The 13874-nt window shown below is 56.9% G+C and carries 11 protein-coding genes and 3 tRNA genes; 12 read left to right on the top strand and 2 right to left on the bottom strand.

Annotated features, from left to right (window positions below):
• Positions 1–30: 30 nt before the first annotated feature.
• A complete protein-coding gene (locus ACODS3_RS20560) occupies positions 31–1884 on the bottom strand; it encodes a sigma-54-dependent Fis family transcriptional regulator (RefSeq protein ID WP_201019796.1) in 1854 nt (617 codons plus the stop codon).
• Positions 1885–2183: 299 nt separating this feature from the next.
• Here ACODS3_RS20560 and ACODS3_RS20555 point away from each other — a divergent pair, with 299 nt between their 5' ends.
• From ACODS3_RS20555 to ACODS3_RS20530, 6 genes are all read left to right on the top strand, one after another.
• A complete protein-coding gene (locus ACODS3_RS20555) occupies positions 2184–3278 on the top strand; it encodes an ABC transporter ATP-binding protein (RefSeq protein ID WP_201004342.1) in 1095 nt (364 codons plus the stop codon).
• The gene (locus tag ACODS3_RS20550) at positions 3278–4387 is read left to right on the top strand and encodes an ABC transporter ATP-binding protein (protein ID WP_489036017.1); all 1110 of its coding nucleotides are present in this window, start codon (positions 3278–3280) and stop codon (positions 4385–4387) included. Before ACODS3_RS20555 ends, ACODS3_RS20550 begins: the two co-directional genes overlap by 1 nt.
• Complete coding sequence (locus ACODS3_RS20545) at positions 4384–5247, top strand: carbohydrate ABC transporter permease (RefSeq protein WP_201004338.1); 864 nt, start codon at positions 4384–4386, stop codon at positions 5245–5247. Before ACODS3_RS20550 ends, ACODS3_RS20545 begins: the two co-directional genes overlap by 4 nt.
• 9 nt (positions 5248–5256) lie before the next feature.
• Positions 5257–6057 carry a carbohydrate ABC transporter permease gene (locus ACODS3_RS20540; RefSeq protein WP_117165301.1) on the top strand — a complete coding sequence of 267 codons (801 nt, stop codon included), beginning with the start codon at positions 5257–5259 and terminating at the stop codon, positions 6055–6057.
• Between the two features lie 11 nt (positions 6058–6068).
• Entirely contained in the window at positions 6069–6341 is a 273-nt protein-coding gene (locus ACODS3_RS20535; RefSeq protein ID WP_201004336.1) for a DUF2160 domain-containing protein, read from the top strand.
• A 75-nt stretch (positions 6342–6416) separates the two neighbouring features.
• On the top strand, positions 6417–8189 hold the full coding sequence (locus ACODS3_RS20530; protein ID WP_201004334.1) for an ABC transporter substrate-binding protein: 1773 nt from the start codon (positions 6417–6419) through the stop codon (positions 8187–8189).
• Positions 8190–8247: 58 nt separating this feature from the next.
• Here the strand turns inward: ACODS3_RS20530 and folD are convergent, their stop codons facing one another.
• Positions 8248–9102 carry a bifunctional methylenetetrahydrofolate dehydrogenase/methenyltetrahydrofolate cyclohydrolase FolD gene (gene folD / locus ACODS3_RS20525; protein ID WP_201019794.1) on the bottom strand — a complete coding sequence of 285 codons (855 nt, stop codon included), beginning with the start codon at positions 9100–9102 and terminating at the stop codon, positions 8248–8250.
• Between the two features lie 298 nt (positions 9103–9400).
• Here folD and ACODS3_RS20520 point away from each other — a divergent pair.
• The 6 genes from ACODS3_RS20520 (at position 9401) to clpX (ending at position 13561) form a co-directional block, all read left to right on the top strand.
• Positions 9401–9477: transfer RNA gene (locus tag ACODS3_RS20520), tRNA-Arg, on the top strand.
• Between the two features lie 52 nt (positions 9478–9529).
• Positions 9530–9605 (top strand) — tRNA-His (locus ACODS3_RS20515).
• 63 nt (positions 9606–9668) lie between these two features.
• Positions 9669–9753, top strand: a tRNA-Leu gene (locus ACODS3_RS20510).
• Between the two features lie 373 nt (positions 9754–10126).
• Positions 10127–11437 (top strand): trigger factor, encoded by a 1311-nt coding sequence (tig, locus tag ACODS3_RS20505; RefSeq protein ID WP_201019793.1) that lies wholly within the window; start codon positions 10127–10129, stop codon positions 11435–11437.
• Positions 11438–11529: 92 nt separating this feature from the next.
• Complete coding sequence (gene clpP / locus ACODS3_RS20500; RefSeq protein ID WP_025259223.1) at positions 11530–12171, top strand: ATP-dependent Clp endopeptidase proteolytic subunit ClpP; 642 nt, start codon at positions 11530–11532, stop codon at positions 12169–12171.
• Between the two features lie 106 nt (positions 12172–12277).
• On the top strand, positions 12278–13561 hold the full coding sequence (clpX, locus tag ACODS3_RS20495; RefSeq protein ID WP_025259224.1) for an ATP-dependent Clp protease ATP-binding subunit ClpX: 1284 nt from the start codon (positions 12278–12280) through the stop codon (positions 13559–13561).
• The last annotated feature ends 313 nt before the right edge of the window (positions 13562–13874 follow it).

Raw genomic sequence — 13874 nt, 5'->3', positions numbered from 1 at the left:
GAGCGAATTCATTCGCGAAGCCGTCACCGCTTATTCGCGCACCTCCCGCAACCGCTTGTAAAGCGTATTGCGGCTAACCCCCAACCGTTTGGCCAACTGTGAAATGTTGCCTCCGGCCGCCTGCAACAGGTGGTTCAGGTCTTCGGTACACGGGAAGCTTCCCTTTAGCCGCAGAGCCGCCACCGGCTCGTCTCGCTCTTCATCCAACTGAGCATCCAGAAAGAAATCTTCCGGCAAATGCTCGAAGGTGATCTTCTGCTCGTCTGCCAATGCCAATGCCACCTGAATCACGCTATTGAGCTGGCGAAGATTGCCCGGCCACGGATGATGCTCGAACAGATCAAGCACCTCGTTGCAGAACCCCGCCCGCTGGTGAGGCTCACGATGTTGCTCCCAGATGCGCTGGACCAGCGCCTGCTTGTCGGTGCGTTCGCGTAGCGGCGGCAGTTCGATATTCAGCCCGCTGATCCGGTAATACAGATCCTGACGAAAATGCCCCGTTTGGACCCGTTCGCGCAGGCTGTGGTTGGTGGCCGAGATCAGGCGGATATCCACGGGATACAGCTCGCTGCTGCCCAGCGGCTGAACGCAACGCTCCTGCAATACCCGCAACAGGCGCGCCTGCACTGCCATCGGCATGTCGCCGATTTCGTCGAGAAACAGTGTGCCTTTATCGGCCTTGCGGATCAGGCCGATGCTGCCTTTCTGATGGGCACCGGTGAAAGCCCCTTTGGTGTAGCCAAACAGTTCCGACTCCACCAGTTCGGCCGGAATCGCCGCGCAGTTGACGGCAATCATGGGCTGGCTGGCGCGAGAGCTGGCCAGATGCAGGGCTTTGACAAACACTTCCTTGCCGACCCCGGTTTCACCGTGGATCAACAGCGGGATGTCTTTTTCCAGCAGCCGTTGAGCCTGGCGAACCGCTTTTTCGACTTTCGCATCGCCCAGATCGATGGCCTTCAGGTCGAGTGTCGGTTGCGTTATGGCCTGTTGTGCTGGCCGCACCGGTTGCAATAACTGGATCGGTTTGCGCCGTGGACGCTTGAGCAGGCACTGGAAACGATTATTGCCGAAGGCATGCAATGCGAAAGGGCGTGCTTCGGTTTCGCCAAGCAGTTGCAGGATCGGGCATTTGAACAGGTCTTCGATGCTGACGCCGGTCAGCCTGACTCCCAGCAAATTGTCGGCCCGTCGATTGGCGCAGATGATTGTGCCGCTTTCATCGAAAATCAGCAGGCCTGCCCATTGGCTGTCCAGATTGTTCAGGCCGGTATTGAAGGTCAGCTGGAAATGGCTGTCGCGAAACTGGTCGAGAATCAGCCGGTTTTCCACCGACTGGCTCATCATCTTCACCATGCCCAGAGTGTGAGAGGGCGGCAGGAAGCTGTCGCTGGAGACGTCCAGTATCGCAATCATGCGCCGTTCGGCATCGAATATCGGTGAGGCGGAGCCCGTCATGAAGCGATTGGCTTTGAGAAAGTGCTCGTCCGGCTCGATATGCACTGCCTGTTCACAGGCCAGTGCGGTGCCGATGGCGTTGGTCCCCGCGCCGCGCTCGCTCCAGCTTGCCCCGGCCATGAAACCCTGAGTCTGCGAAGCATCGACGAAGCGCTGGGTGCCCCATGACTTGAGCAACTGGCCTTGATTGTCGGCCAGCAGGATCAGGCAGTTGGAGTTACTGAGGATGTTTTCATAGACCGGCAGCACTTCCTGATGGGTGGTTTGCACCAGAGAGTGATGGCGCTCCAGCAGTTGTGAAACCTGCGCGCCCGGCAGCCCGCCGAACGAGGGGCGCGACTGATGGCTGAGACCGAAGTCCCGACAGCGCGTCCATGAATCCTGAATGATGATGTCGTGAGCAAGCGATGCGCTGGAATTGGCCATGAGCATGGATCCTGCGAGTGCCTTGTTGTTTTTGTTTTAGGTCTTGCATGGAGCGTCCGTGCCCGAAGTGTTCATCCAGTGTCGTTCAGTATTGTTCAAAGTCAATGTTCAATTTGTTCAGGTGTTCATCTTTTTTTGTTCATTTTTGTTCAGCTGTGAAGACGCTTCGTTCGCTCGAAAAGCGCCGGACGCTCTAGCTTGCGCCTTTCATGAAAAGGCAGCGATCTGGCACGAATGTCGCTCTATGCAATCTGTATTGAGCTGTATCCCCGACAAGAAAAAATAACAAAGGGCACGCCATGTCACTTACGTTGGAGCACGTCAGTCGCGCAGTCGATGGCCAGATATGGGTCGACGACGCATCCCTGAGTTTTGAACCCGGATCTTTCAATGTGCTGCTGGGGCGCACGCTGTCTGGCAAGACCAGCCTGATGCGCCTGATGGCCGGTCTGGACAAGCCCGATACGGGGCGGGTGCTGATGAACGGGGTCGATGTCACTCAGCGGCCGGTACGCCAGCGCAATGTGTCGATGGTCTATCAGCAGTTCATCAATTACCCGAGCATGACCGTGTTCGAGAATATCGCTTCGCCATTGCGTCAGGCGGGCATGTCCAAAGAGGTTATCCAGAGCCGGGTGCTGGAAACCGCGAAGATGCTGCGCATCGAAAAATTCCTCCAGCGTCATCCTCTGGAGCTGTCCGGCGGACAACAGCAGCGCACGGCCATGGCCAGGGCGCTGGTCAAGGATGCCGAGCTGATCCTGTTCGATGAGCCGCTGGTCAACCTCGACTACAAGCTGCGTGAAGAGCTGCGTCAGGAAATGCGCGAGTTGTTCGCGGCGCGCCACACCATCGCCATTTATGCCACGACCGAGCCCAACGAGGCCCTGGCGCTGGGCGGGACGACCACCATCCTGCATGAAGGGCGCGTGGTGCAGACCGGCAAGGCGGCCGAGGTCTATCAGAGGCCGAGTACTGTATTGGCGGCGGAACTGTTCTCCGAGCCTCCTATCAACCTGATGCCCGGTCGCATCGAAGGCAATGAAGTCAGTTTCGCCAATTTCGTGCATTTCCCCCTCAATGCGGACCTGCGCAAGATCGGTGACGGCGAATACCGTTTTGGCGTGCGGCCCAGCCACCTGAGCCTGGTGCCGTCCAACGATGACGATCTGGAACTGGCGGTGACGGTCGAGCTGGCGGAAATCAGCGGCTCCGAAACCTTTCTGCATGTGCGCAACGAGCTTTTTGCGCTGGTGTTGCACTTGCCTGGCGTGCATGGCTATGACGTCGATGCCGCGATCCGGGTCTATATCCCGACCCACAAACTCTTTGTGTTCGATCAGCAGGGGCGCCTGATCCAGGCTCCCGGTCTGCGCATGGCGAGGGTTGCCTGATGGCCGAGATCCGTTTGCAGAACCTGGCTCACAGCTACAGCGCCAATCCGGGGCCTGACGATTACGCCATCCGGGAAATGACTCATATCTGGGAGCAGGGTGGCGCCTATGCGCTGCTCGGACCTTCCGGGTGCGGCAAGTCGACCTTGCTCAATATCATTTCCGGCCTGCTGAGCCCGTCTCAAGGGCAAGTGCTGTTCGACTCCAAAGAGGTCAATGACCTGAGCCCCGAGCGTCGCAACATCGCTCAGGTTTTCCAGTTTCCCGTGGTTTACGACACCATGACCGTGTTCGATAACCTGGCTTTTCCGTTGCGCAATCAGGGGCTGGACGAGCAACGGGTCCAGACCAAGGTTCAGGAAATCGCCGAGGTCCTGGATTTGCAGCCCTTGCTGAAAAAGAAGGCGCGCAACCTGACGGCCGACGAGAAGCAGAAGGTTTCCATGGGGCGCGGGCTGGTTCGTGATGACGTCTCGGCCATCCTGTTCGATGAGCCGTTGACGGTGATCGACCCGCACCTGAAGTGGAAGCTGCGCCGCAAGCTCAAGCAGATCCACGAGCAGTTCAATATCACCATGGTCTACGTCACCCACGATCAACTGGAAGCTTCGACCTTCGCCGACAAGATTGCGGTGATGTATGGCGGGCAGATCGTGCAGTTCGGTACGCCTCGTGAGCTGTTCGAGAAACCGCGACACACCTTTGTCGGCTACTTCATTGGCAGCCCGGGCATGAACCTGATCGAGGTCCGGCCTCAGGGTGACGGTGTGGTTTTCGGCGATGTGCATGTGCCGCTATCCGGCCCTTTGCAGCAATTGATTGCCAATACACCGTTTACCAGCCTGAAGATCGGCATCCGTCCCGAGTTCATTCACGTCTGGGATGGCCCCTATGAAGAGGCGATGTGTAGCGATGTGGTGCATGTGGCGGATCTGGGCACCTACAAGATTTTGACCCTTTCGCTGGCCGGGCAAACCCTGAAAGTGCGCCTGCCCGAAGACAAGCCCGTGCCACAAGGCCAGGCCTGGATCAGTTTTCCGGCGCAATGGCTGATGGTGTATGCCGATGATTTCTTGCTTGAGTCCGGTCCTGAGCGGGGTGCGCCATGAACAAGGTCCATAACAACAAGGCCTGGTGGCTGGTACTGCCGGTTTTCCTGCTGGTGGCCTTCAGTGCGATTGTGCCGATGATGACCGTGGTCAATTACTCGGTGCAGGACATCTTCGATCAGACCAACCGTTATTTCGTGGGCGCCGACTGGTATCGCCAGGTCTTGCAGGACCCGCGCTTGCACGACTCGCTGCTGCGGCAGTTCATTTACTCGGGCTGCGTGCTGCTGATCGAGATTCCGCTGGGTATCGCTATCGCCCTGACCATGCCGACCAAGGGGCGATGGTCGTCGTTGTGTCTGATCGTCATGACCATTCCGCTGCTGATTCCATGGAACGTGGTGGGCACCATCTGGCAGATATTTGGCCGTGCCGATATCGGGTTGCTGGGCTGGAGCCTCAATCAACTGGGCATCAGCTACAACTATGCGGCCAACACCATGGATGCCTGGGTGACAGTGCTGGTCATGGATGTCTGGCACTGGACGTCACTGGTTGCGCTGCTGTGTTACTCGGGGTTGCGGGCCATTCCGGACGTGTACTACCAGGCGGCGCGAATCGATCGGGCGTCGAGCTGGGCTGTGTTCCGACATATCCAGTTGCCGAAGATGAAAAGCGTGCTGCTGATCGCGGTCATGTTGCGCTTCATGGACAGCTTCATGATTTATACCGAGCCGTTTGTCCTCACCGGCGGCGGGCCGGGCAATGCCACGACCTTCCTGAGCCAGACCCTGACGCAAATGGCTATCGGCCAGTTCGACCTTGGGCCGGCTGCGGCGTTCTCGCTGGTGTACTTCCTGATCATTCTGCTGGTTTCGTGGCTGTTCTATACCGCCATGACCCATAGCGACAAGAACTGAGGATCGGCCATGAATGCACGCAAGGCTGTGCCGTTATTGATCTACATCCTGTTTCTGCTGGTGCCGATCTACTGGCTGCTGAACATGTCGTTCAAGAGCAACACCGAGATTCTCGGTGGCCTGACGCTCTGGCCGCAGGATTTCACCCTGGCCAATTATCGGGTGATTTTCACCGACCCAAGCTGGTACAGCGGTTATATCAACTCGCTGTATTACGTCTGCCTGAACACGGTCATTTCCCTGGCGGTGGCATTGCCGGCGGCTTATGCGTTTTCGCGTTACCGGTTCCTGGGTGACAAGCATCTATTCTTCTGGCTGCTGACTAACCGCATGGCGCCACCGGCCGTGTTTTTGCTGCCGTTCTTCCAGCTTTATTCCTCGATTGGCCTGTTCGACACCCACATTGCCGTGGCGCTGGCTCACTGCCTGTTCAATGTGCCGTTGGCGGTGTGGATTCTGGAAGGCTTCATGTCGGGTGTACCCAAGGAAATCGACGAGACTGCCTATATCGACGGCTATAGTTTTCCTCGCTTCTTCGTGAAGATTTTCGTGCCGCTGATTGGCTCCGGCATCGGCGTGACGGCGTTCTTCTGCTTCATGTTTTCCTGGGTGGAGCTGTTGCTGGCGCGCACGCTGACGTCGGTCAACGCCAAGCCTATTGCAGCGGTCATGACGCGAACCGTATCGGCTTCGGGGATTGACTGGGGTGTGCTGGCAGCGGCAGGAGTGCTGACCATTCTGCCGGGCATGCTGGTGATCTGGTTCGTTCGCAATCACGTGGTCAAGGGCTTTGCCCTGGGCCGGGTCTGAGGAGTCGAGATATGGAGTGGATGGCCTGGACTTCACTGACGGCGAGTTTCTTCGGCGTCATCGCTTTGTTGCTGGTGGGCATGACGGTGTGGGAACTGAGTTCGCCTTGCGTCGAGCGGCGCGGTTTTCTGCCGATCGAGACCAGTCGGGGGGATCGTTTGTTTATCGGACTGCTGGCAAGTGCCTACCTGCATTTGCTGGTCATCGGCGTGACGGACTGGAGCATCTGGATCGCCTCGCTGGTATCGCTGGTGTGGTTGTTTGTCGTAATGCGTTGGGGGTAGCCGAGCAACTGTTTCGTGCCGGGACTGTCCGGGAGGCGGCAACGTGCCCTGGGTAATAATCATCTGGAGGTGTCTATGTTCTACAAAAACAACAAGCTGAGACATAGCGTGGCGCTGGCTTCGATGCTGGCATGCAGTGGATTGAGCGTGACGGCGTGGGCGGATGCCTATGAGGATGCCGCGAAAAAATGGATCGGCTCCGAATTCAAGCCTTCGACCCTGACCCCTGAGCAGCAGTTGGCCGAGCTGGAGTGGTTCATCAAGGCGGCTGAACCGTTTCGCGGGATGGAAATCAAGGTGGTGTCGGAAACCCTGACCACCCACGAATATGAATCCAAGACCCTGGCCAAGGCGTTTACGGAAATCACCGGGATCAAGCTGACTCACGACCTGGTGCAGGAAGGGGACGTGATCGAGAAGATCCAGACCCAGATGCAGTCGGACAAGAATATCTACGACGGCTGGGTAAACGACTCGGACCTGATCGGTACCCATTTCCGCTACGGCAAGGCGCAATCTCTGACCGAACTGATGGCCAGTGATGCTGGCAAGAAAGTGACATCGCCGACCCTGGACCTGAAAGACTTTATCGGTCTGTCCTTCACGACCGCGCCCGACGGCAAGGTCTATCAATTACCTGATCAGCAGTTCGCCAACCTTTACTGGTTCCGCGCAGACTGGTTCGAGCGTGCCGACCTGAAAGCGAAGTTCAAGGCCAAGTACGGCTATGAGCTGGGTGTGCCGGTCAACTGGTCTGCTTACGAGGACATTGCCAAATTCTTCAGCGAAGACGTCAAGGAAATCGACGGCAAGCGCATTTATGGCCATATGGACTACGGCAAGAAAGACCCATCACTGGGCTGGCGCTTCACCGATGCCTGGTTCTCCATGGCGGGTGGCGGCGATAAAGGCCTGCCGAACGGTCTGCCTGTGGACGAGTGGGGGATTCGCGTAGAAAACTGCCGTCCGGTGGGGTCGAGCATTACCCGTGGTGGTGACACCAATGGCCCGGCGGCGGTATTCGCCACTCAGAAATACATCGACTGGCTCAAGGCTTATGCGCCACCGGAAGCGGCGGGCATGACGTTCTCCGAGTCTGGCCCGGTGCCTTCCCAAGGCAACGTCGCGCAGCAGATCTTCTGGTATACCGCGTTTACCGCAGACATGACCAAGCCCGGCTTGCCGGTGATGAATGCCGATGGCACGCCCAAGTGGCGCATGGCACCTTCACCTAAAGGCCCGTACTGGAAAGACGGTATGAAACTGGGGTATCAGGATGTGGGATCGTGGACTTTCCTGTATTCGACACCAGAGAAACAAAGGTTGGCAGCCTGGCTGTACGCGCAGTTCGTGACCTCGAAAACCGTTTCCCTGAAGAAAACCATCGTAGGGCTGACGCCGATTCGTGAGTCGGACATCAACTCCAGGGAAATGACAGAGCTGGCACCCAAGCTGGGTGGTCTGGTCGAGTTCTATCGCAGCCCGGCCCGTGTGCAATGGTCGCCGACCGGCACCAACGTTCCGGACTACCCGAAACTGGCTCAACTGTGGTGGAGTCACGTAGCGGAAGCGGTCACTGGCGAGAAAACCGCGCAACAGGCTCTGGACGGGCTGGCCAAGGATCAGGACTCCATCCTCATGCGGCTTGAGCGCTCCAAGGCTCAGGAGAAGAGCGGCTGCGCGCCGAAGCTGAACCCGGAAACCACGGCTGAAGAGTGGTACAAGAAGGGCGAAGCGTCTCCGGACGGCTGGGCTGCTCCGCAGCGCAAGCTGGCCAACGAGAAGCCCAAAGGCGAGACCGTGGCGTACTCCGAGCTGCTTAAAAGCTGGGAGGCTGCACGCAAGTAATCGATGACCTGAATGAAAACGGCACCTCATGAGGTGCCGTTTTTCATTGTGGGGACACTCAGTCGTGCAGGGTTTCAGCAGCGTACAGGGTGTTTTCCAGCAGGCAGGCGCGAGTCATCGGGCCGACACCGCCCGGTACGGGGGTGATCCAGCCTGCGCGGGGCAGGGCGGTTTCGTACACGACGTCACCCACCAGCTTGCCGTCTTCCTGGCGGTTGATACCGACGTCGATGACGATTGCGCCAGGCTTGATCCACTCGCCCTTGACCAGGCCGGGTTTGCCAGCGGCTACCACCACCAGGTCGGCGCGGCCGACATGGCCTGCCAGATCCTTGGTGAAGCGGTGGGTCACGGTGACGGTGCAGCCGGCGAGCAGCAATTCCATTGCCATCGGACGACCGACGATATTGGAGGCGCCTACAACCACGGCGTCCAGCCCGTACAGATCGACACCGGTGCTTTCCAGCAGGGTCATGATCCCTTTGGGGGTGCATGGGCGCAGCAGCGGGATGCGCTGGGCCAGACGACCGACGTTATAAGGATGGAAACCATCAACGTCCTTGTCCGGGCGAATGCGCTCCAGCAGCAGGGAAGCGTCCAGATGCGCAGGCAATGGCAGTTGCAGCAGGATGCCGTCGACATCGGCGTCGCTGTTGAGACGATCGATCAGCTCGGTCAGCGCAACCTGTGTGGTCTCGGCAGGCAGGTCGTAGGCCTGGGAAATGAAGCCTACTTCCTCGCAGTCCTTGCGCTTGTGAGAGACGTAAACCTGGGAGGCGGGGTCGCTGCCCACCAGAATCACCGCGAGGCCTGGCGTACGCAGGCCTTGCTCGCGACGTTCGGCGACACGTTTGGCGATCTGCTGGCGCAGGCTGGCGGCGATCGCTTTGCCGTCGATAAGTTGTGCAGTCATGACGCGTGATTAACCATCGAGAGGGAAAAAATGAGCGCGCATTCTCGCATGACATGACGCAGGGGCAAAGGCGCTTGGTCTGTATATTCAGCTAACTCCTTTATCTAACTGAATTTTTTTCAAAAAAGAGTTGACGACCCCCAGGGGCGTCTATAAGATTCGTCGCACTTGCCGGGCAGCACCCAGCACTGCTTAAGAAGCTGGCGCTGGTTGATGTAAGTCGGGTGGAGTTGAAAATCAACTCGACGTGATTGAAAGCCTTCTAATTTGTACTCAATAAAGAATGCAAATTATATAAGTGCCCGTAGCTCAGCTGGATAGAGCATCCGCCTTCTAAGCGGATGGTCGCAGGTTCGAGTCCTGCCGGGTGCGCCATTAAAGGCGGCTTTGGCACGGTAGGTGAGTTGTAGTAGATGCATGCAATATGGTGGGCGTAGCTCAGTTGGTAGAGCACAGGATTGTGACTCCTGTTGTCGTGGGTTCGATCCCCATCGTCCACCCCATATTCGGAGAGGCGCCAGATTTATTAATCATAAACTGGCGCCTTTGCTTTAAAAGCTTGTAACGCGGATGTGGTGGAATTGGTAGACACACTGGATTTAGGTTCCAGCGCCGCAAGGTGTGAGAGTTCGAGTCTCTCCGTCCGCACCAAGATATAAATAGTGAAGCCTTGATACATTCACTATTGAAAGAAGCCGCCTAGTGCGGCTTTTTTTGTTTCAGCGTGTTGGTTTTATCGTCTCGCTGGTCGGTTGGCGCGTTGCCGCCGGTCGAGCGGGGCGCGCTACGCGGATGGAATCGGTAGCGGTCCGGTGCACGTGCTTCCTTTATATAGCCCGTGCCAGACGCTTTGCCGGTGCTGTAAAGGCCTTGTTGTCTTTGCTCGCCAGCAGTCCGCTTCCATCCTCTTAAATCTGCCCTTTTTTTCAGTAGGGTGACTTCTTGAGTTTGACCCACTAGAATGCATGCCCTTGATTCTGGGGTCGGAAACGGCCGGCTAACGTCTGTGCAACGAGGAATATCCATGCAAGTTTCTGTTGAAAATACTTCCGCTCTTGAGCGCCGCATGACCATTGGCGTGCCTGCCGAACGCATCGAGACTGAAGTCAACAAGCGTCTGCAGCAGACCGCACGTAAAGCCAAGATCCCGGGCTTCCGCCCTGGCAAAGTGCCTATGAGCGTAATCCGCCAGCGTTATGAAGATGGCGCGCGCCAGGAAGCACTGGGCGATCTGATTCAGGCTACCTTCTACGAAGCAGTGGTTGAGCAGAAGCTGAACCCGGCTGGCGCACCTGCTGTAGAGCCAAAGTCCTTCGAGAAAGGCAAGGACCTGGAATACATCGCCACTTTTGAAGTGTTCCCTGAGTTCACTGTTGCAGGTTTCGAGTCCATCTCCGTCGAGCGCCTGTCCGCCGACGTAGCTGACAGCGACCTGGACAACATGCTGGAAATCCTGCGCAAGCAGAACGTTCGTTTCGAAGCGGCCGATCGTGCTGCCCAGAACGAAGACCAGCTGAACATCGATTTCGTTGGCAAGGTTGACGGCGAAGTCTTCGCTGGCGGTTCTGCTACTGGCACCCAGCTGGTTCTGGGTTCCGGCCGCATGATCCCTGGTTTCGAAGACGGTCTGGTTGGCGCCAAGGCGGGTGAAGAGCGCGTTCTGAACGTCACCTTCCCTGAGGACTACCAGAACCTGGAGCTGGCTGGCAAAGCCGCTGAGTTCACCGTTACCGTCAACAGTGTTTCCGCACCAACGCTGCCTGAGCTGAACGAAGAGTTCTTCAAGCAGTTCGGTATCAAGGAAACCGGCATCGAAGGTTTCCGCACCGAAGTTCGCAAGAACATGGAGCGTGAGCTGCGTCAGGCCATCAAGTCCAAGGTCAAGAACCAGGTCATGGACGGTCTGCTGGCCGCCAACCCGATCGAAGTTCCAAAAGCCCTGCTGGAAAACGAAGTCAATCGTCTGCGCGTCCAGGCTGTTCAACAGTTCGGCGGCAACATCAAGCCTGACCAGTTGCCTGCAGAGCTGTTCGAAGAGCAAGCCAAGCGTCGCGTCGAGCTGGGCCTGATCGTTGCTGAAGTGGTCAAGCAGTTCGAGCTCAAGCCAGACGACGCTCGCGTTCGTGATCTGATCCAGGAAATGGCCTCTGCTTATCAAGAGCCAGAGCAGGTTGTTGCCTGGTACTACAAGAACGAGCAGCAAATGAACGAAGTACGTTCTGTTGTGCTTGAAGAGCAAGTTGTGGATACTGTTTTGCAGAAAGCTAGCGTGACCGACAAATCGGTCTCCTACGAAGAAGCGGTCAAGCCGGTAGAAGCTCCAAAAGCCGACTGATTTCTCTTTTCGTTCGAAAAACACCCACAAGCCAGCCTTCGCGCTGGCTTGTGCGTATTCAAGACTCGACTATTTGGGAGTGAATGCAGGACATGTCCCGCAATTCTTATATTCAGCAGAACTCTGACATCCAGGCCGCTGGCGGCCTGGTCCCGATGGTTATCGAGCAGTCCGCCCGTGGCGAACGCGCCTATGACATCTACTCGCGCCTTCTCAAGGAGCGTGTGATCTTTATGGTAGGTCCTGTAGAAGACTACATGGCCAACCTTATTGCGGCGCAACTGCTGTTCCTGGAAGCGGAAAACCCGGACAAGGATATCCATCTCTACATCAACTCACCTGGCGGTTCGGTGACAGCAGGCATGTCGATCTACGACACCATGCAGTTCATCAAGCCGGACGTGTCGACCATCTGTATCGGTCAGGCGTGCAGCATGGGTGCCTTCCTGCTGGCTGGCGGTGCCGAAGGCAAGCGTCATTGCCTGCCTAACTCGCGGATGATGATTCACCAGCCGTTGGGCGGTTTCCAGGGGCAGGCGTCGGACATCGACATCCATGCCAAGGAAATCCTGCACATTCGTCATCGCCTGAACTCGTTGCTGGCTCACCACACCGGTCAAAGCCTTGAAACCATTGAGCGCGACACCGAGCGTGACAACTTCATGAGCGCAGATCGCGCGGCGGAATACGGCCTGATCGACTCTGTGATCAACAAACGTCAAATGCCTGCCTAAGTAACTCAAAATGTGGGTGGTTGGACCAACCGACCACCTGCGGACTTGAAAAAGCCCGCAATAGCCTTCATCTTGTGTTGCAAGCCTACCGGATTGGATCGATCGAATGACTGACACCCGCAACGGCGAGGACAACGGCAAACTGCTCTATTGCTCCTTCTGTGGCAAAAGCCAGCATGAAGTGCGCAAATTGATTGCCGGCCCCTCGGTCTTTATCTGCGACGAGTGCGTCGACCTGTGCAATGACATCATCCGTGAGGAGGTGCAGGAAGCACAGGCCGAGAGCAGCGCGCATAAATTGCCTTCGCCTAAAGAAATCAGCGGCATCCTTGATCAGTATGTAATTGGTCAGGAACGTGCCAAAAAGGTTCTCGCAGTAGCGGTGTACAACCACTACAAGCGTCTGAACCAGCGCGACAAGAAAAACGATGATGTTGAACTCGGCAAAAGCAACATCCTGCTGATCGGCCCTACCGGCTCCGGCAAGACCTTGCTCGCTGAAACACTGGCTCGTCTGCTCAATGTGCCGTTCACCATCGCCGATGCCACGACCCTGACCGAAGCCGGTTATGTCGGTGAGGACGTGGAAAACATCATTCAGAAGCTGTTGCAGAAATGTGATTACGACGTAGAGAAGGCCCAGATGGGTATTGTCTACATCGACGAAATCGACAAGATTTCCCGCAAATCCGACAACCCTTCGATTACTCGTGACGTTTCCGGTGAAGGCGTGCAGCAAGCCTTGCTGAAGCTGATCGAGGGCACCGTGGCTTCCGTTCCTCCTCAAGGCGGGCGCAAGCATCCACAGCAGGAGTTCCTGCAGGTGGACACGCGCAATATCCTGTTCATATGCGGTGGTGCTTTCTCGGGTCTGGAAAAAGTCATTCAGAACCGTTCCACCCGTGGCGGCATCGGCTTCAACGCCGAAGTCCGCAGCAAGGAAGAAGGCAAGAAGGTTGGCGAATCCTTGCGTGAAGTCGAGCCTGACGATCTGGTCAAGTTCGGTCTGATCCCTGAGTTCGTGGGCCGTCTGCCAGTGCTGGCGACATTGGATGAGCTGGATGAGGCTGCGTTGATGCAGATCCTTACCGAGCCGAAAAACGCCCTTACCAAGCAGTATGCCAAGCTGTTCGAGATGGAAGGTGTGGACCTCGAGTTCCGTACCGACGCACTGAAATCGGTTGCTCGTCGTGCGCTGGAGCGCAAGACAGGTGCCCGCGGTCTGCGTTCCATCCTGGAAGGCGTATTGCTCGACACCATGTATGAAATCCCGTCGCAGACCGACGTGAGCAAAGTGGTGATCGACGAGAGCGTTATCGATGGTTCGTCCAAGCCACTGTTGATCTACGAAAACAGCGAGCCGCCTGCCAAGGTTGCTCCTGACGCTTAAAGCGTAGAGAGACATACAGAAGGGGGCCTGCGGGCCTCCTTTTGCATTATTAGTGGCATCGTATCCTTCGTCTTTAGGGAACGTTTTTCTCCAATGAGCCACTAGTATCCTGTCCGGGAAGTCATTCTGCTTTTTTTGGCTGCGCCTGTAACCGCCTGATTGTGTTGCCATTCCTCGCCATGACTGGGTGCGGCGTCCTGTCCGATGGCTGTGCTCGTGCGTCAAAAAGAGAGCGTATTTTCAAAACAGGCCACTAAAGCTTGTTTTTTTTGAACGCTACCCCCATCTTGACTTCAAGCAACTTCCACCTGTC

The sequence above is a fragment of the Pseudomonas sp. FG43 genome (assembly GCF_057809175.1).
This window is presented reverse-complemented; position numbering and strand designations above follow the sequence as displayed.

Coding starts and splice junctions, on each gene's coding strand:
- ACODS3_RS20560 (WP_201019796.1), bottom strand. CDS start 1,884: ATGGCCAATTCCAGCGCATCGCTTGCTCACGACATCATCATTCAGGAT.
- ACODS3_RS20555 (WP_201004342.1), top strand. CDS start 2,184: ATGTCACTTACGTTGGAGCACGTCAGTCGCGCAGTCGATGGCCAGATA.
- ACODS3_RS20550 (WP_489036017.1), top strand. CDS start 3,278: ATGGCCGAGATCCGTTTGCAGAACCTGGCTCACAGCTACAGCGCCAAT.
- ACODS3_RS20545 (WP_201004338.1), top strand. CDS start 4,384: ATGAACAAGGTCCATAACAACAAGGCCTGGTGGCTGGTACTGCCGGTT.
- ACODS3_RS20540 (WP_117165301.1), top strand. CDS start 5,257: ATGAATGCACGCAAGGCTGTGCCGTTATTGATCTACATCCTGTTTCTG.
- ACODS3_RS20535 (WP_201004336.1), top strand. CDS start 6,069: ATGGAGTGGATGGCCTGGACTTCACTGACGGCGAGTTTCTTCGGCGTC.
- ACODS3_RS20530 (WP_201004334.1), top strand. CDS start 6,417: ATGTTCTACAAAAACAACAAGCTGAGACATAGCGTGGCGCTGGCTTCG.
- folD (WP_201019794.1), bottom strand. CDS start 9,102: ATGACTGCACAACTTATCGACGGCAAAGCGATCGCCGCCAGCCTGCGC.
- tig (WP_201019793.1), top strand. CDS start 10,127: ATGCAAGTTTCTGTTGAAAATACTTCCGCTCTTGAGCGCCGCATGACC.
- clpP (WP_025259223.1), top strand. CDS start 11,530: ATGTCCCGCAATTCTTATATTCAGCAGAACTCTGACATCCAGGCCGCT.
- clpX (WP_025259224.1), top strand. CDS start 12,278: ATGACTGACACCCGCAACGGCGAGGACAACGGCAAACTGCTCTATTGC.